The organism is Zhenpiania hominis, assembly GCF_014333425.1.
GTDB classification, from domain to species: Bacteria; Bacillota; Clostridia; order Peptostreptococcales; family Anaerovoracaceae; genus Hominibacterium; species Hominibacterium hominis.
This window is the reverse complement of the sequence record NZ_JACRYT010000002.1, coordinates 133,747-156,015: the sequence shown is the minus strand read 5'-3', so window position 1 is coordinate 156,015 and position 22,269 is coordinate 133,747. Positions and strand designations below refer to the sequence as shown.

23 protein-coding genes and 2 pseudogenes are annotated in these 22,269 nt (G+C 51.7%); 24 read left to right on the top strand and 1 reads right to left on the bottom strand.

The annotated features are described in order from the left end of the window. Positions 1–67 precede the first annotated feature (67 nt). From H9L42_RS03565 to H9L42_RS03490, 16 genes and pseudogenes are all read left to right on the top strand, one after another. A complete protein-coding gene (locus H9L42_RS03565) occupies positions 68–820 on the top strand; it encodes a phage replisome organizer N-terminal domain-containing protein (protein WP_187302039.1) in 753 nt (250 codons plus the stop codon). Continuing rightward, complete coding sequence (locus H9L42_RS03560; RefSeq protein WP_187302038.1) at positions 817–1,680, top strand: ATP-binding protein; 864 nt, start codon at positions 817–819, stop codon at positions 1,678–1,680. Before H9L42_RS03565 ends, H9L42_RS03560 begins: the two co-directional genes overlap by 4 nt. Positions 1,681–1,723: 43 nt before the next feature. Next, a complete protein-coding gene (locus H9L42_RS03555) occupies positions 1,724–1,915 on the top strand; it encodes a transposon-encoded TnpW family protein (RefSeq protein WP_187302037.1) in 192 nt (63 codons plus the stop codon). A 78-nt stretch (positions 1,916–1,993) separates the two neighbouring features. Continuing rightward, complete coding sequence (locus tag H9L42_RS03550) at positions 1,994–2,359, top strand: hypothetical protein (RefSeq protein WP_106788796.1); 366 nt, start codon at positions 1,994–1,996, stop codon at positions 2,357–2,359. An 87-nt stretch (positions 2,360–2,446) separates the two neighbouring features. Beyond that, positions 2,447–3,289, top strand: a pseudogene (locus H9L42_RS03545) (VirD4-like conjugal transfer protein, CD1115 family); the annotation flags it as partial. 63 nt (positions 3,290–3,352) lie between these two features. Beyond that, a complete protein-coding gene (locus H9L42_RS03540) occupies positions 3,353–3,493 on the top strand; it encodes a Maff2 family mobile element protein (RefSeq protein ID WP_007860219.1) in 141 nt (46 codons plus the stop codon). A gap of 641 nt (positions 3,494–4,134) precedes the next feature. Next, positions 4,135–6,054, top strand: a complete 1,920-nt coding sequence (tet(W), locus tag H9L42_RS03535) for a tetracycline resistance ribosomal protection protein Tet(W) (protein ID WP_002586627.1) — start codon at positions 4,135–4,137, stop codon at positions 6,052–6,054. Positions 6,055–6,104: 50 nt separating this feature from the next. Then, positions 6,105–6,872: a class I SAM-dependent methyltransferase gene (locus H9L42_RS03530; protein WP_002586626.1), complete on the top strand. Its 768-nt coding sequence runs from the start codon at positions 6,105–6,107 to the stop codon at positions 6,870–6,872. Positions 6,873–7,043: 171 nt separating this feature from the next. After that, positions 7,044–7,466 (top strand): sigma-70 RNA polymerase sigma factor region 4 domain-containing protein, encoded by a 423-nt coding sequence (locus H9L42_RS03525; RefSeq protein ID WP_002586616.1) that lies wholly within the window; start codon positions 7,044–7,046, stop codon positions 7,464–7,466. Continuing rightward, positions 7,459–7,671, top strand: coding sequence for a helix-turn-helix domain-containing protein (locus tag H9L42_RS03520; RefSeq protein ID WP_002586615.1), 213 nt, complete (start codon positions 7,459–7,461; stop codon positions 7,669–7,671). The genes H9L42_RS03525 and H9L42_RS03520 overlap by 8 nt, the downstream gene beginning before the upstream one ends. A gap of 161 nt (positions 7,672–7,832) precedes the next feature. Next, a complete protein-coding gene (locus tag H9L42_RS17415) occupies positions 7,833–8,567 on the top strand; it encodes a plasmid mobilization protein (protein WP_008396259.1) in 735 nt (244 codons plus the stop codon). Further along, positions 8,530–10,164, top strand: a complete 1,635-nt coding sequence (locus H9L42_RS03510) for a relaxase/mobilization nuclease domain-containing protein (protein WP_439895554.1) — start codon at positions 8,530–8,532, stop codon at positions 10,162–10,164. The genes H9L42_RS17415 and H9L42_RS03510 overlap by 38 nt, the downstream gene beginning before the upstream one ends. Next, on the top strand, positions 10,154–10,540 hold the full coding sequence (locus H9L42_RS03505; protein WP_002596231.1) for a cysteine-rich VLP domain-containing protein: 387 nt from the start codon (positions 10,154–10,156) through the stop codon (positions 10,538–10,540). The genes H9L42_RS03510 and H9L42_RS03505 overlap by 11 nt, the downstream gene beginning before the upstream one ends. A gap of 72 nt (positions 10,541–10,612) precedes the next feature. After that, the gene (locus H9L42_RS03500; RefSeq protein ID WP_006356266.1) at positions 10,613–11,407 is read left to right on the top strand and encodes a replication initiator protein A; all 795 of its coding nucleotides are present in this window, start codon (positions 10,613–10,615) and stop codon (positions 11,405–11,407) included. After that, positions 11,404–12,246: an ATP-binding protein gene (locus tag H9L42_RS03495; RefSeq protein WP_002596233.1), complete on the top strand. Its 843-nt coding sequence runs from the start codon at positions 11,404–11,406 to the stop codon at positions 12,244–12,246. Before H9L42_RS03500 ends, H9L42_RS03495 begins: the two co-directional genes overlap by 4 nt. A gap of 14 nt (positions 12,247–12,260) precedes the next feature. After that, positions 12,261–12,455 (top strand): transposon-encoded TnpW family protein, encoded by a 195-nt coding sequence (locus H9L42_RS03490; RefSeq protein WP_002596234.1) that lies wholly within the window; start codon positions 12,261–12,263, stop codon positions 12,453–12,455. A 64-nt stretch (positions 12,456–12,519) separates the two neighbouring features. On the opposite strand, the gene H9L42_RS03485 is transcribed toward H9L42_RS03490, so the two are convergent. Further along, the gene (locus H9L42_RS03485; RefSeq protein WP_002596235.1) at positions 12,520–12,720 is read right to left on the bottom strand and encodes a hypothetical protein; all 201 of its coding nucleotides are present in this window, start codon (positions 12,718–12,720) and stop codon (positions 12,520–12,522) included. Between the two features lie 225 nt (positions 12,721–12,945). Between H9L42_RS03485 and H9L42_RS03480 the strand changes: the two genes are divergently transcribed. The 8 genes and pseudogenes from H9L42_RS03480 (at position 12,946) to H9L42_RS03445 (ending at position 22,259) form a co-directional block, all read left to right on the top strand. Further along, positions 12,946–14,562 carry a recombinase family protein gene (locus H9L42_RS03480; protein ID WP_002596236.1) on the top strand — a complete coding sequence of 539 codons (1,617 nt, stop codon included), beginning with the start codon at positions 12,946–12,948 and terminating at the stop codon, positions 14,560–14,562. Between the two features lie 87 nt (positions 14,563–14,649). After that, positions 14,650–14,745, top strand: a pseudogene (locus H9L42_RS16940) (Maff2 family mobile element protein); the annotation flags it as partial. Between the two features lie 70 nt (positions 14,746–14,815). Next, positions 14,816–15,679: a VirB6/TrbL-like conjugal transfer protein, CD1112 family gene (locus H9L42_RS03470; RefSeq protein ID WP_007860210.1), complete on the top strand. Its 864-nt coding sequence runs from the start codon at positions 14,816–14,818 to the stop codon at positions 15,677–15,679. A gap of 16 nt (positions 15,680–15,695) precedes the next feature. After that, complete coding sequence (locus H9L42_RS03465; RefSeq protein WP_007860209.1) at positions 15,696–16,592, top strand: radical SAM protein; 897 nt, start codon at positions 15,696–15,698, stop codon at positions 16,590–16,592. 1 nt (position 16,593) lies between these two features. After that, positions 16,594–16,986, top strand: a complete 393-nt coding sequence (locus H9L42_RS03460) for a PrgI family protein (RefSeq protein ID WP_007860207.1) — start codon at positions 16,594–16,596, stop codon at positions 16,984–16,986. After that, positions 16,928–19,342, top strand: coding sequence for a VirB4-like conjugal transfer ATPase, CD1110 family (locus H9L42_RS03455; protein ID WP_465270645.1), 2,415 nt, complete (start codon positions 16,928–16,930; stop codon positions 19,340–19,342). The genes H9L42_RS03460 and H9L42_RS03455 overlap by 59 nt, the downstream gene beginning before the upstream one ends. Further along, positions 19,339–20,295 carry a DNA-methyltransferase gene (locus tag H9L42_RS03450; protein ID WP_007709580.1) on the top strand — a complete coding sequence of 319 codons (957 nt, stop codon included), beginning with the start codon at positions 19,339–19,341 and terminating at the stop codon, positions 20,293–20,295. The genes H9L42_RS03455 and H9L42_RS03450 overlap by 4 nt, the downstream gene beginning before the upstream one ends. Then, positions 20,292–22,259: a C40 family peptidase gene (locus tag H9L42_RS03445; RefSeq protein WP_007860203.1), complete on the top strand. Its 1,968-nt coding sequence runs from the start codon at positions 20,292–20,294 to the stop codon at positions 22,257–22,259. Before H9L42_RS03450 ends, H9L42_RS03445 begins: the two co-directional genes overlap by 4 nt. Positions 22,260–22,269 lie beyond the last annotated feature (10 nt).

The following is a 22,269-nucleotide window of genomic DNA, read 5'->3' as shown; positions in this document are numbered from 1 at the left end:
TCCTCTGGCCCCCAAAACGGCCCTCTAAATGCGTACAGAAGCCCAAAACGAACCCAAGGAGGAACCCATGTCAGACAATCGAAAATATTACTATCTCAAGCTGAAAGAAAACTTTTACAACAGCGAAACGATGGTTATTTTGGAGAGTATGCAGGATGGCCTGCTGTACTCCAATCTGCTGCTGAAAATGTATCTCATGTCACTCAAAAGCGGCGGTATCCTCATGCTCAATGACCATTTGCCCCACACGCCCCAGACCATCGCCACCTTTACCCGCCATCAGGTGGGGACGGTGGAACGGGCCTTGAAGGTGTTCCTTGAATTTGGCCTTGTGGAGATTTTGACCGATGGGGCTTACTACATGGCCGACATCCAACTGCTGATCGGCCAGTCCTCTACCGAGGGGGAACGGAAAAAGAAAGAGCGTATGCGATTGAAGCGTCAAAAGCTGCTCCCATCCGGCGGGGCGGACATTTGTCCACCATATAGCCGGGGGGACATTTGTCCACCAGAGATTAGAGATAAGAGATTAGATATTAGAGATAAGAGTATAGAGAATAGAGAGAGTGAGGGCGCCCGCGCCTATGGCCGTTACCAGAATGTTTTCCTGACAGACGAGGAACTGGCAGACTTACAGGCCAGCTTTCCCACGATATGGGGCCAGTACATCGAAAAGCTGTCCGAGTACATGGCTTCTACCGGCAAGCGGTATCAGAGCCATGCCGCCACCATCCGGCGCTGGGCCGGTGAGGACGCCAGGAAAGCAGCCCCGTCCTCTCGCAATCGGGATTACAGCGTAAAGGAGGATGAAACCGTATGATTGAGATTACCGCAGAAATCCGGGCGCTGATTGACAAGGCAGCCGCCGGCGTGGAGCTGGCCGGGGACGAGTACATAGACCCGGCAGACGGCCTCATTCACTGTAAGAAGTGCGGCGGCCAGAGACAGACCGTTGTGCCGAGGTTTGGGAAACCTGGCTACTTCATGCCCCGCTGTATCTGCCAGTGCCAGCGGGAGGCCGAGGAACAGCGCAAGGCCGCTGAGGAACGGCAGCGCCGCATGGAGCGTATCAAGCGCCGGAAGGCCCAGGGCCTGCAAGACCGCTATCTGTACGACTACACCTTTGCCAACGATAACGGCCAAAATCCTCTGATGGACAAGGCCCGCGCCTATGTGGAGAACTGGAAGGAGGCATACCGAAACAACACCGGCCTGCTTCTGTTTGGGGATGTGGGAACCGGCAAGTCCTTTTTCGCCGGTTGTATCGCCAACGCCCTGCTTGACCGGGATGTGCCGGTGCTGATGACGAACTTTCCCACCATCCTGAACCGCCTGACAGGGATGTTCGACCAGGACAGGGCCGACTTTATCGCCAGCTTTGACGAGTACGACCTGCTCATCATTGACGATTTGGGTGTGGAGCGCAGTACCGAGTATGCGATGGAGCAGATGTTTTTCGTCATTGACAGCCGCTACCGCAGCCGCAGGCCCATGATAATCACCACCAACCTGAAGCTGGCTGAACTCAAGAACCCGCCCGACCTGGCCCACGCCCGCATCTATGACCGTATCCTGGAACGGTGCGCCCCGATCCTCTTTGCCGGGAAGAACTTCCGGGAGGAAAACGCTGGGGCCACCAAACAGGCGGCGAAAGACATTGTGAACCGTAAGCATGAGTAATTTTTTGCCGGACGGAGCAGCCCCGCCCGGAGAAAGGAGCGCCATGAGCGAAGAAACCCGTACCATGCAGACCGCAAACACCACTCCGGCCAGAGCGCCGGAGGACGCCCCCGCGCTGGTAAAGAAAATCGGCAAGACCACCTACAAGGTGCGCGTCCATTTCAGTGATACCAGCACCGAAACCATGAGCGACAAAATCAAGCGTATGCTCAAAAACGAGATACAGCAGATGTGACCGGCTGATAAAGCCAGCCGCCTTGTGTTAAACTGATGATGGTACACACCAAAACTTTTAGCCAAGGAGGACATGGAAATGCTGTACGAAGAAACGGAAAAGAAAGAGATTGAGAGGGTTTACGCGGTGTTTGCCGACTACATCCGGGAAAGCCCGTATCTGGAATGGTTCTGGTCTGACAAGCTGGGCTACCTGCTGCTGAAAATCGGCGCGGAGAAGCGGTATATTGCGGAGAATGTAATCGTCTATACCGCCGAGCAGCTTGCCCGGATACTGTTTTCCGAAGTGTCGATGGATGTGTTGCAGATGACCGGCAACGACCACACCGAACAGACCGCCGACCCTCTGGAATTGGCCGAGATAAAGCGGCGCTGGCAGCCCTTCCTTGAACGGTTGCCGGAATACCAGACCGTTTGCAAAAAAATCCTTGCCGGGGAAAAGTAACCCCACCCGCCTGAGTGTCAGGAGCATGAAAGTGCTTCTGGCACTTTTTTTGTAGCTTTTTTGTGAATTTGATTAAAAAGTCCTTGACAACTCGTTTCGGGCAAAACGGCAAAATCAATCCTTATTTCTTGCGGTGCGCGTCTTGCCCCTTTTGATATAGAGGAACTCCGGGAACTCATGTCCTATGATGAATTGGAACTTGATACATTGGGCGACAGGAAAACCGCGCTTTTCCTCATAATGAGCGATACCGACGACACCTTTAATTTTGTTATCGCTATTCTGCAATCGCAGCTTTTCAATTTGCTTTGTGATAAAGCGGACAACGAATACAACGGCAAATTGCCTATTCATGTCCGGTTTTTGCTTGATGAATTTGCCAACATCGGGCAGATACCCCGCTTTGATAAGTTAATTGCGACCATTCGCAGCAGGGAAATGTCCGCTTCTATCATTCTGCAATCGCAGAGCCAACTAAAAGCCATTTACAAGGACGCGGCAGAAATCATACTTGATAATGCCGACAGCACCTTGTTTTTGGGAGGACGTGGGAAAAATGCAAAGGATATTTCGGATAACTTGGGACGGGAAACAATCGACAGTTTCAATACTTCCGAAAATCGCGGCACGCAGGTTTCTCATGGACTTACTTATCAAAAATTAGGAAAGGAGCTGATGACACAGGACGAAATAGCAGTTATGGACGGTGGGAAATGTATTTTGCAGCTACGCGGTGTGCGTCCCTTTTTAAGCGACAAATACGACATCACGAAACACCCGAACTACAAATACCTTTCCGACTTCGACAAAAGAAACGCTTTTGACGTGGAACGGTATATGTCTACCCGTCCGGCAATCGTAAAGCCCGATGAAGCCTTTGACATATACGAAATAGATTTGTCCGACGAGGACGCAGCCGCCGAGGAATAACGGCGGCATTTTCATTTTCAACAACTTTTTTTGAGCCGCACAGCGGCAGAAAGCGAGGTTTATATGGAGTTTTTCAACAGCGCAGTTGGTGTATTGCAGACTTTGGTTATCGCGCTTGGCGCAGGTCTTGGCATTTGGGGTGCCATTAACCTCATGGAGGGTTACGGCAACGACAATCCGGGCGCAAATGCTCATGTACGGTAAGGAAGCAAGCAACCGAAAACAAGAGATAGACCGCCAGCACTACACTATTCCGAACCAAAGACCAAAAGATAAGCATTGTGGGAAAATCTAAACTTTTGGATTTTCCTACAATGCCAACTACGGCGGAATCCCTCCCACTCCTTATATCTTTCTGTATACATTGAATTTGTATTTAGTAAAATGCAGACAACACCACGGATCGGCTTTTGGTTGGACAATTCCAACCAAACACCACAGCAGACAGCAGAAAACATTCTGAACGCTAGGAAGCCGGTATGATTGTTACATATAAGGGGAAGAAAAATTTCTTTTAGGTACTTGCTTTCCTAAAACTGATGTGATATAATAGCTTCATTCCAGAAAAGGAGTAAAAAATATGCGGCAAGGTATTCTTAAATAAAACTATAATCAAATAGTGGGAACAAAGGATTATGATAGTTCCTTTTGTGGGGGCTTGATTTTTTGTACCCAATTTAAGAATACTTTTGCCTTATCAATTTTGACATATCCAAAAAAACAGCAGTCACAAATAGGTGTATGCTGTATATGTGTATGTCCGCAAATTATAATCCCCAGTGGTAAAAGTATTTTACTGCTGGGGATTTTTGTGCCCTTTCGGGCTGTAAAAGGAGGACAATCACATGAAAATAATCAATATTGGCATTCTTGCCCATGTAGACGCTGGAAAGACGACCTTGACGGAGAGCCTGCTATATGCCAGCGGAGCCATTTCAGAACCGGGGAGCGTCGAAAAAGGGACAACGAGGACGGACACCATGTTTTTGGAGCGGCAGCGTGGGATTACCATTCAAGCGGCAGTCACTTCCTTCCAGTGGCACAGATGTAAAGTTAACATTGTGGATACGCCCGGCCACATGGATTTTTTGGCGGAGGTGTACCGCTCTTTGGCTGTTTTAGATGGGGCCATCTTGGTGATCTCCGCTAAAGATGGCGTGCAGGCCCAGACCCGTATTCTGTTCCATGCCCTGCGGAAAATGAACATTCCCACCGTTATCTTTATCAACAAGATCGACCAGGCTGGCGTTGATTTGCAGAGCGTGGTTCAGTCTGTTCGGGATAAGCTCTCCGCCGATATTATCATCAAGCAGACGGTGTCGCTGTCCCCGGAAATAGTCCTGGAGGAAAATACCGACATAGAAGCATGGGATGCGGTCATCGAAAATAACGATGAATTATTGGAAAAGTATATCGCAGGAGAACCAATCAGCCGGGAAAAACTTGCGCGGGAGGAACAGCAGCGGGTTCAAGACGCCTCCCTGTTCCCAGTCTATCATGGCAGCGCCAAAAATGGCCTTGGCATTCAACCGTTGATGGATGCGGTGACAGGGCTGTTCCAACCGATTGGGGAACAGGGGGGCGCCGCCCTATGCGGCAGCGTTTTCAAGGTTGAGTACACCGATTGCGGCCAGCGGCGTGTCTATCTACGGTTATACAGCGGAACGCTGCGCCTGCGGGATACGGTGGCCCTGGCCGGGAGAGAAAAGCTGAAAATCACAGAGATGCGTATTCCATCCAAAGGGGAAATTGTTCGGACAGACACCGCTTATCAGGGTGAAATTGTTATCCTTCCCAGCGACAGCGTGAGGTTAAACGATGTATTAGGGGACCAAACCCGGCTCCCTCGTAAAAGGTGGCGCGAGGACCCCCTCCCCATGCTGCGGACGACGATTGCGCCGAAAACGGCAGCGCAAAGAGAACGGCTGCTGGACGCTCTTACGCAACTTGCGGATACTGACCCGCTTTTGCGTTGCGAAGTGGATTCCATCACCCATGAGATCATTCTTTCTTTTTTGGGCCGGGTGCAGTTGGAGGTTGTTTCCGCTTTGCTGTCGGAAAAATACAAGCTTGAAACAGTGGTAAAGGAACCCTCCGTCATTTATATGGAGCGGCCGCTCAAAGCAGCCAGCCACACCATCCATATCGAGGTGCCGCCCAACCCGTTTTGGGCATCCATAGGACTGTCTGTTACACCACTCTCGCTTGGCTCCGGTGTACAATACGAGAGCCGGGTTTCGCTGGGATACTTGAACCAGAGTTTTCAAAACGCTGTCAGGGATGGTATCCGTTACGGGCTGGAGCAGGGCTTGTTCGGCTGGAACGTAACGGACTGTAAGATTTGCTTTGAATACGGGCTTTATTACAGTCCGGTCAGCACGCCGGCGGACTTCCGCTCATTGGCCCCGATTGTATTGGAACAGGCATTGAAGGAATCGGGGACGCAGCTGCTGGAACCTTATCTCTCCTTCATCCTCTATGCGCCCCAGGAATACCTTTCCAGGGCTTATCATGATGCACCGAAATACTGTGCCACCATCGAAACGGCCCAGGTAAAAAAGGATGAAGTTGTCTTTACTGGCGAGATTCCCGCCCGCTGTATACAGGCATACCGTACTGATCTGGCCTTTTACACCAACGGGCGGAGCGTATGCCTTACAGAGCTGAAAGGATATCAGGCCGCTGTCGGTCAGCCGGTCATCCAGCCCCGCCGTCCAAACAGCCGCCTGGACAAGGTGCGCCATATGTTTCAGAAGGTAATGTAAAGATACATAATCGTCAAGACGGCAACAATCAGAAGTTATGGAGGGTAACAATGGAATATAGTAAGGAAGATTTAATGGAAGCAAAAAAGCAAATTTGGGGAGTGGGAGAGAACATGGGAACAGAGGAAAGTAAAAAAATCTGGGAGGAGAACGCACAATTTTGGGATAATGCAATGGGTGACGAATCTAATGAATTTCACAGAGAGGTAGTGCGTCCCAAAGTAACGGAACTTCTATCTCCTAATCCTGCGGATTACATTTTGGATATTGCGTGTGGCAATGGAAATTATTCTTCGTATCTTGCACAAAGAGGCGCTTCGGTTGTCGCTTTTGATTACAGCAAAAAAATGATAGAATTGGCTAAAAGACGGCAATCACAATATGCAAAACAAATTGAATTTTGTGTGGCGGATGCGACCGATAGAAAAAGTATATTAGAATTAAAAAGAAATCGAGCCTTTACGAAAGCAGTTTCTAATATGGCAATTATGGATATTACGGATATTGAACCACTTCTTATGGCTGTTTATGAACTGTTGCAGGAAAGCGGAATTTTTGTCTTTGCAACGCAACACCCTTGTTTTGTCACGTTGACTGAAAAATATATGACACCGCACAGTTACTATGATATAGCGATTGAAGGGCAACCGAAAGAGCAGATTTATTATCATCGTTCCATACAAGATATTTTTAACCTTTGTTTTAGAGCTGGATTTGTCATTGATGGATTTTATGAAGAATGTTTTAAAACCAACAAAGAAATTCCTATGGTAATGATAGTAAGGCTTAAGAAGGTAAAACGTGATAGCTTAAAATAAATTCAAGTTTGTCGGGTAAATAGCAAACCCAGCCGAGCCAGTCAACGGTCAAGATGAACGGCGCATATGCGCAGCCGTTGACAGCCCCGCCCGCCTTTGCTGGTAGGCAATCAAGGGGCGACAGCAAGAAGTGCCACCGCCCCGCACTATTATTCAGAAAGGGGAATTTCCATGACCGACCAGATAGCCTATCAAGAATATATCCAGCGCAGGTACAACGCCTTTTGCAAGACTGTTATCCGCTGTGCCGCCTTGGACAAGATTTTGAAGCTTAAACGGCAATGGGAACGGCAAGTTTCCCTTGACTATCTGATGAACGAGAAGTTTGTCCAGTTTGCCGCGTCGGAGCCGGACGAGGAATACCCATTTACCGTCTGCGGTCAGACCGTCCTGCTCTGCAACGCCGCCCTTGCCGACGCGATCTCTGTTTTGCCGGAGCAGACGCGGGAAGAAATCCTGCGCTATTACTTTCTGCGCCAGCCGCAGCGCGTGATCGGCGCGTGTATTGGCCGGTCACGCAGCACAGCGGGGCGGCATATCCAGCTTGCCTTGCAGCGGCTACGCGAAGAAATGGGGGTGAGCCGGTATGAGTAGACTTCTCCCCTATGAAACAATCCTCAAAGCCCGTGAGGGCGACCCAGAAGCCGTGAACGCTGTCCTGCTCCACTACGCCGGATATATCCGCTATTTCTCAAAAGTGAACGGGCAGGTCAACGCCGAGGTGGAGGACTATGTAAAGCAGCGGTTAATTGACTGTCAATTCAAGTTCCGGCTTGACGAACCACCGGACAAGTCATAAAAACTGAATACCAGCCGCCACCGACGCGGCCAGCGAAAGCAGTAAGTCTTGAAAAAGATTTACTGCTTTTTTTGTTGTCCGGCTCCGCTCCCGGCCATTTTGCCCCCTGCCGGTTGTAGTAGTAAGCGAGGAGGGAATTTTTCTGCCCTGGTGTTTGGCATTTGGAGCATTTACCCGTAGTAGAGGGCAAAGAGAAAGGATTTCTCCAACACCGGGTAGAAACCACTGCGTCCGGTGTCATTTTAGCGAAAGCGGGCAGGAATGCCCTTTACAGGATTAGTAGTAGCAGAAAAAGAGAAACAAACTTTTGTGGTTGCAGTTTTCCAAAAAAGTGGCGGACGGAAGTGAGAGAAAGTTTGCAGTCACGGAGAGCAAGTTTCTACCACGGTGCCAAAATCCGCAATTCTGCAGTTTTGCCCCTCGCGGGAAACTTGTTGGGGAGTGCCTTCCCCAAACCCTGCTCATGCGCCCTTACGGGCGAGAAAGGAGGTCACACCATGCGAAAGAAATACAACACGCCCCACCGCAGCCGCGTTGTGAAAACCCGGCTGTCCGAAGATGAGTATGCCGACTTCACAGCGCGGCTTGCGCCCTATGGTATCAGCCAGTCCGAATTTCTCCGGCAGGCGATACGGCGGGCGACCATACGCCCGGTTGTCCATGTGTCGTCGGTCAATGACGAGTTGCTTTCCGCTGTCGGGAAGCTGACAGCCGAGTACGGCAGGATCGGCGGCAACCTCAATCAGATTGCCCGGTATCTGAACGAATACGGCGTACCCTACAACACCCTTTCCGGCGAGGTACGCGCCGCCATATCCGACCTTGCCGTCCTCAAGTATGAAGTCCTCAAGAAAGTAGGTGACGCGGTTGGCAACACTCAAGCATATCAACTCTAAAAACGCCGACTACGGAGCCGCCGAGCAATATCTTCTCTTTGAGCATGACGAGTTTACCATGAAGCCCGTCCTTGATGAAACCGGCAGGCTTATCCCCCGCGAGGACTACCGGCTGTCCACGCTGAACTGCGACGGGGAGGATTTTGCCGTTGCGTGTATGCGGGCCAATCTCCGCTATCAGAAAAACCAGCGGCGGGAAGATGTGAAAAGCCACCACTACATCATCAGCTTTGACCCGCGGGACGGGCCGGACAACGGCCTGACCGTAGACCGGGCGCAGGCGTTGGGGGAACAATTCTGTAAAGAGCATTTTCCCGGCCACCAGGCCCTTGTCTGCACCCACCCGGACGGGCATAACCACAGCGGCAACATTCATGTGCATATCGTCATAAACAGCCTGCGGATTGAGGAAGTGCCGTTCCTGCCCTACATGGACAGGCCGGCCGATACGAAAGTCGGCTGCAAGCACCGATGTACCGACGCTGCCCTGCGCTACTTCAAATCCGAAGTCATGGAGATGTGCCACCGGGAGGGGCTTTATCAAATCGACCTCTTGAACGGCAGCAAGAACCGCGTCACCGACCGGGAGTATTGGGCGCAGAAAAAGGGACAGGCCGCGCTGGACAAGCAGAACGCCCCCATGATTGCCGATAGTATCACGCCCCGGCAGACCAAGTTTGAAACGAACAAGGAGAAGCTGCGGCAGACCCTACGGAAAGCCCTTGCCACCGCCGCCAGCTTTGACGAGTTTTCCTCTCTGTTGCTGCAGGAGGGTGTGACCGTCAAGGAGAGCCGGGGGCGGCTTTCCTACCTCACGCCGGACAGGACAAAGCCAATTACCGCCCGGAAGCTGGGCGACGATTTTGACCGCGCCGCTGTCTTTGCCGTTTTAGAGCAAAACGCCGCCAGAGCAGCCGAAGCGCCAGCCAGATCCCCCGATCCCCCACGCACCATAAAAGACCGCTTGCAGGTTGCCAGAGCCGAGATAGCCGCCCCGAAACAGGACGGAGTGCAGCGGCTTGTGGACATTGAGCAGAAAATGGCCGAGGGCAAAGGCCGGGGCTATGAACGCTGGGCGAAGATACACAATCTGAAGCAGGCCGCCAAAACGCTGTCCGTCTACCAGCAATACGGCTTTACTTCCCCGGAGCAGTTAGAAGCCGCCGTTGACACCGCCTATCAGAAAATGCGCCAGACCAGCGGCGAACTGAAAGCACTGGAAACGAAGCTGCAAGGGAAAAAGAAGTTGCAGCGGCAGGTGTTGGCCTACGCCCAGACCAAGGCCGCCCGCGACGGGCTGCGGGCACAGAAATCCGAGAAAGCCCGCGCCGCATACCGGCAGGCCCATGAGAGCGATTTTATCATAGCCGACGCAGCAGCCCGGTATTTCAAGGCGCATGGCATTACCAAGCTGCCCGCCCGGAAAGCGTTGCAGGCCGAGATCGAGCAGCTTATCTCCGAGAAAGACGGCCTGTATAACACCTATCACGAACAGAAACAGCGGTTCAAGGAGTTGCAGACCGTCAAGCGGAACATCGACCAGATTTTGCGCCGGGACGAGCCGCACCGCAGAAAGGAGCAGAGCCATGAGCGATAACCTGCCCCACATGGACTACCGCCAGCACCGGCGGGCGCGGCGGCTGGTACATGAGTGCTGTAACTACGATGAGGGGAACTGCCTGCTATTGGACGACGGGGAGCCTTGCGTGTGCGTCCAGAGCATTTCCTTTTCCCTCATGTGCCACTGGTTCCGTGTGGCTGTCCTGCCCCTTGACGGGGAGCTGGCCGCAGCCCTCTTGTGCCGGGGAAGCCGGAAACGGTGTGCCGTCTGCGGGGCGGCCTTTGTCCCCAAATCCAACCGGGGAAAATACTGCCCCGACTGCGCCGGGCGCATGAAGAAAATCAAAGCCGCCGAGAGAAAGCGGAAACAAAGGCAGAGATGTCACGCTTTAGAGCCTTTCAAACCCGCATAAATCAAGGCTTTTTTCGTGGGTGTCAAAGGGTACGCGATACATTTATCCTTTTCCCCCGGAAACGGCGTTTTAATGCGTGACAATACGCCAAAATCAACCCGAACACAGGGAGGTGATCCTATCGCTGATTATATCAGGGCAGACACGCGGCTGCCCGCCTATCTGCCGTATCCCCGTTTCCTGCTGAAAATGGAGATTTCACAGACCGCCAAGCTGCTGTATTCGCTGCTGTTAGACCGTTCCACCCTCTCCCAGAAAAACAAGTGGCTGGACGACGAGGGCAGGATTTATATTATCTATCCCATCGCGGAGATAGCAGAAATACTGGATAAAGGCAGCACCACCATCAAGGGGGCGCTTAATGAACTGGACACGGCGGGGCTGTTGGAACGGGAACGGGGCGGCTTCTCCGCACCGAACCGGCTTTATGTCAAAGTACCGCCAGTGCCACAGGTACAGTTTTCAGACCAACTGATGGCCGGAAGTCCGCCCCTCATAGAGCCGGAAAACCGTCCTACTGATGGTCAGAAAACCGACCTTATGATGGTCGGAAAACCGTCCCCTAACCAAACTACTATAAACAACCTTACAGAGAGCCAAACAAAGGGAGTGAGTGGGGGGCCGTCCGCGCCCTATGGCCGATATGGAAATATTTTTCTGTCACAGACCGAATACGACGAGTTGCAGGCAGAGTACCCTGACAGGCTGGAACGGTTCATCGAGGAAATGAGCCGCTACCTTGCCGCCAACGGGAAAAGCTACCAGAACTATGCCGCCGCCCTGCGGATATGGGCGGGGAACGACAAAAAGGAAGCCCCTAAAAAGGGCATACCAGACTACTCATGCAAGGAGGGCGAGAGTTTATGAAGAATGAAATCAACGCGGTTTTGGAGAATATGACGACCACCATCCCGGAGCCGGAGGACTACACCGGCGAGGACGGTTTACTGTACTGCGGCAAGTGCCGCAAGCCGAAAGAAGCCTATTTTGCGCCGGATAAGGCCGCTATCTTCGGGCGCGACCGCCACCCGGCAGAGTGCGACTGCCAGAGAACCGCCCGCGAGGAACGGGAAGCCGCCGAAAAGCGGCGCAGACACCTTGACACCGTGGAAGAACTGAAACGCCGGGGCTTTACCGACCCCACCATGCGGGACTGGACTTTCGAGAACGACAACGGCAGGAACCCGCAGACCGGGCTTGCCCGCCGGTATGTGGAGCATTGGGAAGATATGCGGACAGACAATATCGGCTGCCTGTTCTGGGGCGGCGTAGGCACCGGCAAAAGCTACCTTGCAGGCTGTATCGCAAACGCCCTCATGGAGAAAGAAATCCCCGTCCGCATGACGAACTTTGCTCTTATCCTCAATGACCTTGCCGCCAGCTTTGAGGGGCGCAACGAGTACATTTCCCGCCTTTGTCGTTATCCGCTGCTGATCCTTGACGACTTCGGCATGGAACGCGGGACGGAATACGGGCTGGAACAGGTGTTCAATGTGATTGACAGCCGTTACCGCAGCGGCAAGCCGCTGATCGTCACGACCAACCTTACGCTGGACGACCTGCACAACCCGGAGGACACCGCCCATTCCCGGATTTATGACCGCCTGCTTTCCATGTGCGTCCCGGTACGCTTTACCGGCGACAACTTCCGGCAGGAAACCGCCAAGCGGAAAATGGAGAGCATGAAGAAACTGATTACCGACTGAAAGGAGTATTGCCTATGGCAGATAACAAGCAGCACGACACCCGCACCACCCGCCGCCCTGACTGTGTGACGGAAATCCGCATGGGCAATTCCGTCCTTGTCGTGTCCGGCTATTTCAAGAAAGACACCACAACCACAGCCGCCGACAAAATGGCGCGGGTACTGGAAGCGGAAGCCGCTGCTACACAGGAGCCGACTTATCCGGCGTGAACCGGGGCATGGAAAAGCGGCCATGCCAGGGAGCATGACCGCTGGAACGAAAATCGGAAGTGCTTTAGCAATTCTTAATCTCATTCTCTATAAAATAATTTGCAATTTCAAAGGCTTTTATTCTTCTCTTTGCCAATGTGATTTGTGATTTATAACGCTCGGAATTATCCTTTGATTCAAATGTTTTTACTGTTTCTCTTAGCTTGTGCAGAGTTGAATCAATTTGCCTTTTGGCCGCGGTTAATTCATCTATTGTATACTTCATGTTTTCTCCTTTAACTTCTGATTTTTTTGTTAAATCAGAGTATACCACGGAGTTATGAACTTTTCTACTGCAAATATGGGACGACAACCCATACCATAAAAATCGGAAAATTGAAAAGCTGTAAAGAAGCAAATTTAACGCTTTTGCCGCTGTACAGCCCCCGCCGTTCCGTGGTACAATGAAACCACGGAATAGTGGGGCTGGCTGTCGGAAACGGAGGATTTTATGTTAAGACAAGCCACCCAAAACCTCATTACCGCCCTTTATCCGAGATTGTCCCACGAGGATGAATTGCAAGGCGAGAGTAATTCCATATCGAACCAAAAAAGGATACTCGAAACCTACGCAAAACAGAACGGCTTTACCAATCTGCGCTGGTACACCGACGACGGTTTTTCCGGCGCGAACTTCCAGCGGCCCGGATTTCAAGCCATGCTTGCGGACATTGAAGCCGGGAAAGTGGGTACGGTCATCGTCAAGGACATGAGCCGGTTAGGGCGAAACTACTTGCAGGTAGGGTTTTACACGGAAATGCTGTTCCCTCAAAAGGGTGTGCGTTTTATCGCTGTCAACGATAATGTGGACAGTGCCAGCGAGGGCATGGACAACGATTTTACCCCGCTGCGAAATCTGTTCAATGAATGGCTGGTGAGAGATACGAGCAAGAAAATCAAGGCAGTGAAAAAGTCAAAAGGCATGAGCGGCAAGCCTGTTACCAGCAAGCCGGTTTACGGCTATGTGATGGACGAGGACGAGAATTTTATTATAGACGAGGAAGCCGCCCCGGTGGTGCAGCAGATTTACCAGCTTTGCCTTGCCGGGAACGGCCCGACCAAGATTGCCCGTATGCTGACGGAGCAGCAAATCCCCACGCCGGGGACGCTGGAATATCAGCGGACAGGCAGCACCCGCCGTTATCACCCAGGCTATGAGTGCAAATGGGCGACCAACACCGTCGTTCATATCCTCGAAAACCGAGAGTACACCGGATGTCTGGTGAACTTCAAAACGGAAAAGCCTTCTTATAAGGTCAAGCACAGCATAGAGAACCCCGTCGAGAAGCAGGCCATTTTCGAGAACCACCATGAGCCGATCATCGACAAGGAAACATGGGAACGGGTGCAGGAGTTACGCAAACAGCGCAAACGCCCGAACCGCTACGATGAAGTGGGGCTGTTCTCCGGGATTTTGTTCTGCGCCGACTGCGGCCATGTGCTGTATCAGCAGCGGTATCAGAACAAAGACCGCAAACAGGACTGCTACATCTGCGGCAGCTACAAGAAGCGCACCCGCAACTGTACGGCGCACTTTATCCGCACCGATCTGTTGACCGCTGGTGTCCTGGCAAATCTCCGGCAAGTGACCGAATACGCAGCCAAGCATGAGAGCCGGTTTGTGAAACTACTTGTCCAGCAGAACGAGATCGGCGGCAAGCGAAAGACCGCCGCAGCCATCAAGCAGCTTGAACAGGCGCAGGAACGCATTTCTGAAATCAGCCGCATTATCAAGCGGCTGTATGAGGACAATGTAAACGGCAAAATCAGCGATGAGCGTTTCATGGAACTGTCGGCTGACTACGAAGCCGAGCAAGCGGAGCTGAAAAAGAGAGCCGCCGCCCTGCAAGCCGAACTGGACAAGTCACAGGCAGCTACCGTCAACGCCGAGAAATTTATGGGCATTGTCCGCAAGCACCTTGCCTTTGAAGAACTGACCCCCACTCTCTTGCGGGAAATGATCGAGAAAATTGTGGTGCATGAGTGCAGCTATGATGAGAACGGCACCCGCAGGCAGGACATTGAGATTTATTACAGCTTTGTCGGCAAGATTGACTTGCCCGAATAACCGCCCGACCTATCCGACACAATGGCCAAGTGTCGGATAGGAACGGCAAAATTTTTTGCACTTCTATTGCTTCTTTATCACACATAAGCAAAGAGCCAGGGCATGAAGCAGCTCATGGCGGGCGGCGGCGTCGCTTTGATCGGCGGCACCCTTGTTCCCCTGCTTTCTCAACTTTTTGGATAATGCCTAAAACAAATACCACCCGCCGCGCCCTCTCGGAAACGGGAGGGCGCGGGAAAGGAGGGATTAACTTTTGATATGGCAGATGATTGAAGATTGGTTTCGCGGCATTTTGACAGACGGGATTTTATCGAACCTTTCCGGCTTGTTTGACAGCGTAAATACAGAGGTTGGAGAAATCGCAACACAAGTCGGCACGACCCCCGCCGGGTGGAACGCGGGCATATTCAACATGATACGCAGCCTTTCGGAAAACGTCATTGTACCGATTGCGGGCGTTATCATTACCTTTGTCATGTGTTATGAACTAATCCAGCTTGTAATTGAAAAAAACAATCTGCACGATCTCGACACTTGGATTTTCTTCAAATGGATTTTTAAGACCTTTGTTGCGGTGCTGCTGGTAACAAACACTTGGAACATCGTCATGGGAGTTTTCGACGTTACGCAGAGCGTCGTCAATCAGAGCGCGGGGGTTATCATATCCGATACAAGCATAGACGTTACCACCGTCATTACCGACATTGAAGCAAAACTCGACGCTATGAGCGTGGGCGGTCTTTTGGGGTTATGGTTTCAATCCCTCTTTGTAGGGCTTACCATGAAAGCCCTGTCAATCTGCATTATGCTTGTGGTGTATGGGCGCATGATTGAAATATATCTTGTAACGAGCGTTGCCCCTATCCCGATGGCAACAATGGTAAATCACGAATGGGGCAGCATGGGACAGAATTACTTAAAATCTTTGCTTGCGCTTGGTTTTCAGGCGTTTCTGATCTTGGTGTGTGTCGGCATTTATGCGGTGTTGATACAAACAATCGCAGCGACCGACGACATTTCCGGCGCGATCTGGGCTTGCATGGGCTATACCGTCCTCTTGTGCTTTACGCTTTTCAAAACGGGAAGCCTTGCAAAGAGCGTCTTTTCGGCACATTAAGGGGGTGAGTTATGATTTGAAAATCGGTTTAATCGACGTTGACAGCCATAATTTCCCCAACCTCTGCTTGATGAAGCTATCCGCGTATCATAAAGCAAAGGGGCATACGGTGGAATGGTGGAACGCAAAGGGGCGGTACGACCTTGTATATAAAAGCCGCGTCTTTACGGACACCTATTCCAAAGACACGATAACCGTTACCAACGCGGAACAAGTTATTTTCGGCGGTACGGGCTACGACACGAAAAACCGCTTGCCGCCGGAAGTGGAACACAGTTACCCGGATTATTCTATCTACCCGCAGTTTTTCGGGATTGCCTACGGCTTTTTAAGCCGGGGTTGTCCGAGAAATTGCGGGTTTTGCATTGTCAGCAGTAAAGAGGGACGCAAAAGTGTTAAGGTTGCGGATTTGTCCGAGTTTTGGAAATGGCAGCCGGAAATAAAAATCATGGACGCTAATCTGCTTGCCTGTCCCGACCATGAAAATCTCATTGAGCAGCTTATACGAAGCCGCGCATGGGTGGATTTTTCGCAAGGGCTGGATATTCGCCTTGTGAACAGGGATAATGTCAGCCTGTTAAATCGGGTACGGATAAAAGCGGTACATTTTGCATGGGATAATCCCGACGAGGACTTAACCGGGTATTTCCAACGTTTTTTGGATTTGACCGCCATTAAGAGCAGCCGCCAGCGGCGCGTGTATGTTCTTACCAACTACGGCAGCACTCACGAACAGGATTTATACCGCGTGAACACCTTGCGGGCTATGGGCTTTGACCCGTATGTGATGATTTACGAGCGTCCAACCGCCCCGCCTGTTACCCGCCATTTGCAACGGTGGGTAAATAACAAACGGCTTTTCTATGCTGTCCCCCGTTTTGAAGATTACATTCCGGGCAGAAAGGAGGTTTGAAATGGCGTATGTAACCGTCCCAAAGGACTTAACAAAAATCAAAAGCAAGGTAATGTTCAACCTTACGAAACGACAGCTAATTTGTTTCAGCGCGGCGGTAGCAATCGGACTGCCGCTGTTCTTTTTGGTAAAAGACAGCGTTGGAACAACCACAGCGGCATTGTGCATGGTGCTTGCCATGCTGCCTATGTTTTTGCTTGCCATGTACGAGAAAAACGGGCAACCGCTGGAAGTGATTATTCGGCAATTTGTGGAAGTGAAGTTTCTTCGCCCCAAAGAGCGACCTTATCAGACCAACAATTTTTATGCCGCCCTTGCGCGGCAAGAGCAATTAGATAAGGAGGTACGGGCGATTGTCAAAGGAAAAGAAAAACACCCAAAACGAAAAGCGTAAACTTTCCCGACAGGAAAGAAAACAGATAGATACCCTTATCCGACAGGCAAAGGGCGACGGGAAGCCCCATACGGCGCAGGACAGCATACCGTTTGAGCGAATGTATAAGGACGGGATTTGCCGCCTTGCAAACGGGCGGTATTCCAAGTGCATTGAGTTTGAGGACATCAACTATCAGCTTGCGCAGCCGGACGACAAAACCGCCATTTTTGAAGCCCTTTGCGATATGTATAACTCGTTCGACGCTTCTATCAGCGTGCAGCTTTCCCTAATCAGCCGCCATGCGAACAAGGACGATTTCAAGAACAGTATCACGATTGCGCCGCAGAATGATGACTTCGACAGTATCAGAGCAGAATACACCGAAATGCTTAGGACGCAGCTTGAACGCGGAAACAACGGGCTTATCAAGACCAAGTTTCTCACCTTTACCGTTGAAGCAAAGGACATTAGATCGGCGCGGGCGCGTCTTGCCCGCATTGAAACGGACACCCTCAACCATTTTAAGGTGATCGGCGCGGCGGCGCGGGTATTGGACGGGAAACAGCGTCTTGAAGTGCTGCATGGGATTTTCCACCCGGACGGGGAACGCTTTAACTTTGCGTGGGAACGGCTACCCGCAAGCGGTCTTTCTGTCAAAGACTTTATCGCCCCGTCCTCTTTCCGATTTGGCGACGGGCGAATGTTTCAAATGGGCGGCAAGTTTGGTGCGGTTTCCTTTTTGCAGATCGTCGCGCCGGAACTTTCCGACCGTATGCTTGCTGACTTCATGGACGCGGAAAACGGGATTATCGTCAATCTGCACATTCAGAGTATCGACCACAACGAAGCAATCAAGACGATTAAGCGCAAGATCACCGACCTTGACCGCATGAAGATTGAAGAACAAAAGAAAGCAATCCGCAGCGGTTATGACATGGATATTATTCCGTCCGACCTTGCCACCTACGGCGGGGAAGCAAAAAACCTACTCCGCGATTTGCAGAGCCGCAACGAAAGAATGTTTCTGCTTACGCTGCTTGTCTTAAACCTTGCAGATACCAAGCAGAAATTGGATAACGAAGTGTTCGGGGCGGCGGCAATCGCACAGAAATACAACTGCATTTTGACCCGCCTTGACTACCGGCAGGAACAGGGGCTTATGTCCTCTATCCCGTTGGGGGAAAACCTTATCCATATCCAGCGCGGCTTGACGACCAGCAGCACCGCCGTTTTCGTTCCCTTTACGGTGCAAGAGCTGTTCCAAAGCGGCGAAGCATTGTATTACGGCTTAAATGCCCTTTCCAACAACATGATTTTGTGCGACCGAAAGAAGCTGAAAAACCCCAACGGCTTGATACTCGGCACACCGGGCAGCGGCAAAAGTTTTTCTGCAAAACGTGAAATCACAAACGCTTTTCTTATCACGTCCGACGACATTATCATTTGCGACCCCGAAGCCGAATATTACCCCCTTGTCGGACGTTTGAAAGGACAGGTTATCAAGGTTTCGCAGAACAGCACGCAGTACATTAACCCTATGGATATTAACCTCAATTACAGCGAGGGCGACACGCCCATAGCCTTAAAGAGCGATTTTATCCTTTCCTTTTGTGAGTTGATTATGGGAGGTAAAAACGGGCTGGAAGCTGTCGAAAAGACCTTGATTGACCGCGCTGTTATCAGCGTGTACCGCAACTACCTTGCCGACCCGAAGCCCGAAAATATGCCGATTTTGGGCGACCTCTACGACGAGATCAAGAAGCAGCCGGAAAAGGAAGCGCAGCGTATCGCGGCGGCATTGGAACTCTATGTAAACGGCAGCTTGAACATTTTTAACCACAGGACAAACGTTGACATTCATAACCGCCTTGTCTGCTTTGATATTAAGGAACTCGGTACGCAGCTTAAAAAAGTCGGTATGCTTATCGTCCAAGACCAAGTATGGAACAGAGTAACGGTAAACCGCAGCGAGGGCAAGGCGACGCGGTATTACATCGACGAGTTTCATTTGCTGCTCAAAGAGGAACAGACCGCAGCATACAGCGTCGAGATTTGGAAGCGTTTTAGGAAGTGGGGCGGTATTCCGACAGGTATCACCCAAAACGTGAAAGATTTGTTGTCGTCCCGCGAGGTGGAGAACATCTTTGAAAACAGTGATTTTGTGTATATGCTCAACCAAGCCCAGGGCGACCGGGAAATCCTTGCCAAGCAGCTTAACATTTCACAGCAGCAAATGACCTATGTAACCCATTCCGAAGCGGGCGAGGGACTTATCTTCTATGGCAACGTGATTTTGCCCTTTATTGACCGTTTCCCAAAAGATACGGAACTCTACCGCGTGATGACGACCAAGCCCGGCGAGGTGTCAGCATGAAGATAGAAACGGATAAAATCTATTGCGGCGACAGCTTGCAGGTGCTTCAAACCTTGCCGGATAACTGTATGGATTGTTGCGTAACGTCCCCGCCCTACTATGCTTTGCGCGATTACGGCACAGACGGGCAGATCGGACGGGAAGCAACGCCGGAGGAATATGTTTCCCGCATTACAGCGGTTTTCCATGAGGTAAAGCGGGTGCTTACGCCGGAGGGTACTTGTTGGCTGAATATCGCGGACACTTATTGCGGCACAGGCAGCAAAGCCGACCACCAAGACCCGAAATATCCCAAAGGCAGGAACGGGCAGCAAGTGGCGGTAAACCACCGCGCCCCCGGCTGCAAGCCGAAAGACCTAATCGGTATTCCGTGGCTTGTAGCCCTTGCCTTGCGGGGCGACGGTTGGTATTTGCGCAGTTCTATCATTTGGCACAAGGGAAACGCCATGCCGGAAAGCACGCGGGACAGACCGACGCGCTGCTATGAATATGTGTTTCTGCTTACCAAGTCGAAGAAATATTACTACGATTGGCAAGCAGTAGCCGAGCCGATAGCCCCCACAACGGCGGTACGGCTGAAAAGCGGAGTTGGGAAAGGCAACAAATATGCCGCTACCGTTCCGGGGCAAAACCAGCCGCAGAAAATCAACCGTCCCCGCAGGAAAGGCGCATACACCGACGAAATGATTTCCCCCGTCCGCAGCCGCCGCAACGTTTGGCAGATCAACACAGCTTCCTATCGCGGCGGGCATTTTGCAGCGTTCCCGCCCAAACTTGCGGAAACGTGCATTTTGGCGGGCTGTCCTGTCGGCGGGATTGTGCTTGACCCGTTTTTAGGCAGCGGCACGACCGCAGCGGCGGCAAAAAGCCTTTCCCGCCGCTATGTGGGTATAGAGATCAACCCCGAATACTGCACCCTTGCAAAACAGCGTATTGGAGGTGATGAACATTGAGCAAGGAATTAAAAGCCCCCGACAAGGTAACGCAGAAAATGACCCGCGACGGGGCGGTTGCGGAAAACCTTACGACGGGCGAAACAACGAGTATCAGCGAAAGACCGCCGGAGGAAAACTATTCAGCCCCCGTAGCGGGAGCAGCGGAAAAAGCCACCCAACGTATTGGCACAGAGGTTAGCCGCCACTTTGAAAAGGGCGCGGAGAAAAAGACCCTTGACGCAGCACAGCTTAAAACCCATACGTCCCGCTTGCAGTTTTCCGAAGCGGAACGGGCAACGCCGGACCTGCAAAAGGCAATCAAAAAATCCGATACGGCGGCTGACCGTTTAGACAAAGCGCGGGCAGCTATCCCCAAACAGACCAAAATCACAAAAGAGCGCGTTTTTGACGAAGCCAAAGGCAAAGCAAAGACGCGCCTTGCTTTTGAAAAAACGGATAAGCCCCCAAACGGCAAGTTGCGTCATAACCCGTTATCCCGTCCGGCGCAGGAATTGGACGCCGCCGTACATGGAAAAATCTATGAGGTGGAGAAAGAAAACGTCGGTGTGGAAAGCGGACACAGGATAGAACTTGTGGGCGAGAAAGCGGGCGGCATGACGACGCGGGCAGTAAAACGCGGCATACGCAGCCATAAGCTGAAACCTTACCGGGCGGCGGCAGCAGCCGAGAAAAAGGCAGCAAAGGCAAACGCCGATTTCCTCTACCAAAAGGCGCTGCATGATAACCCCGCCCTTGCGCACTCCAACCCGATTTCCCGTTTTTGGCAAAAACAGCGCATTAAAAAGCAGTATGCAAAGGCGTTGAAAACGGGCGGCAAGGTGAAAAAGACCGCCGAAGCCACCGCAAAGGCGGCGAAGAAAACGGCGCAGGAAACCAAACGGGCGACGTTCTTTGTCGTCCGGCATTGGAAAGGCTGCTTGATTGTGGGCGGGATTGCCTTTATCGTGCTTCTGTTTTTCGGCGGCTTGTCCTCTTGTTCCCTGTTCGGCGGCAACAGCGGCAGCGGCTTGATTGCGTCGTCCTATCTCTCCGAGGACGCGGATATTACAGGCGCAGAAAGCGCGTATGTCGCTATGGAAGCCGAGTTACAGGATATGCTGGATAACATCGAAAGCGAATACCCCGGCTATGACGAATACCGGGTAACGGCTGACGAGATCGAGCATGACCCGTATGTGCTAATCTCTATCCTCTCCGCTTGGCATGAGGGCGTGTTTACTCTCGATGAAGCGCAAAGCACCCTTGAAATGCTCTTTGATAAACAGTATATCTTGACGGTTACGGAGGAAGTCGAGGTACGCTACCGCACCGAAACGCGGACGGACAGCGAGGGCAACGAATACGACGTTGAAGTAGCCTATAACTATTACATTCTCAATGTGGATTTGGAAAACTTCAACCTCTCCCATGTTCCCGTTTACATTATGGGCGAGGAACAGCTATCCATGTACGCTATGTATATGTCGTCGCTTGGGAACAGACCCGACCTTTTCCCGCAATCCGGCTATATTTCAAAATACTATGAAAACCCGCCAGCGGATTATGAAATCCCGCCCGCCTATCTGGAAGATGAACAGTTTGCGCGGCTCATTGAGGAAGCGGAAAAGTATGTCGGTTTTCCTTATGTGTGGGGCGGCAGCAGCCCGGAAACCTCTTTTGATTGCAGCGGTTTTGTTAGCTATGTGCTGACGAACAGCGGCTTATACAATACGGGCAGACTTGGGGCGCAGGGGCTTTACAACATTTCAACCCGCGTTTCCAACCCGCAGCCGGGGGATTTGGTTTTCTTTACGGGTACATATGACACACCGGGGGTATCTCATGTGGGTATCTACGTTGGCGAGGACGGGGACGGAAGCCCCGTCATGCTGCATTGTGGCGACCCGATACAATACGCAAAACTTGATACAAGCTATTGGCAATCCCATTTTTACGCCTATGGGCGGCTACATTACAACTGACTTTGAAAGG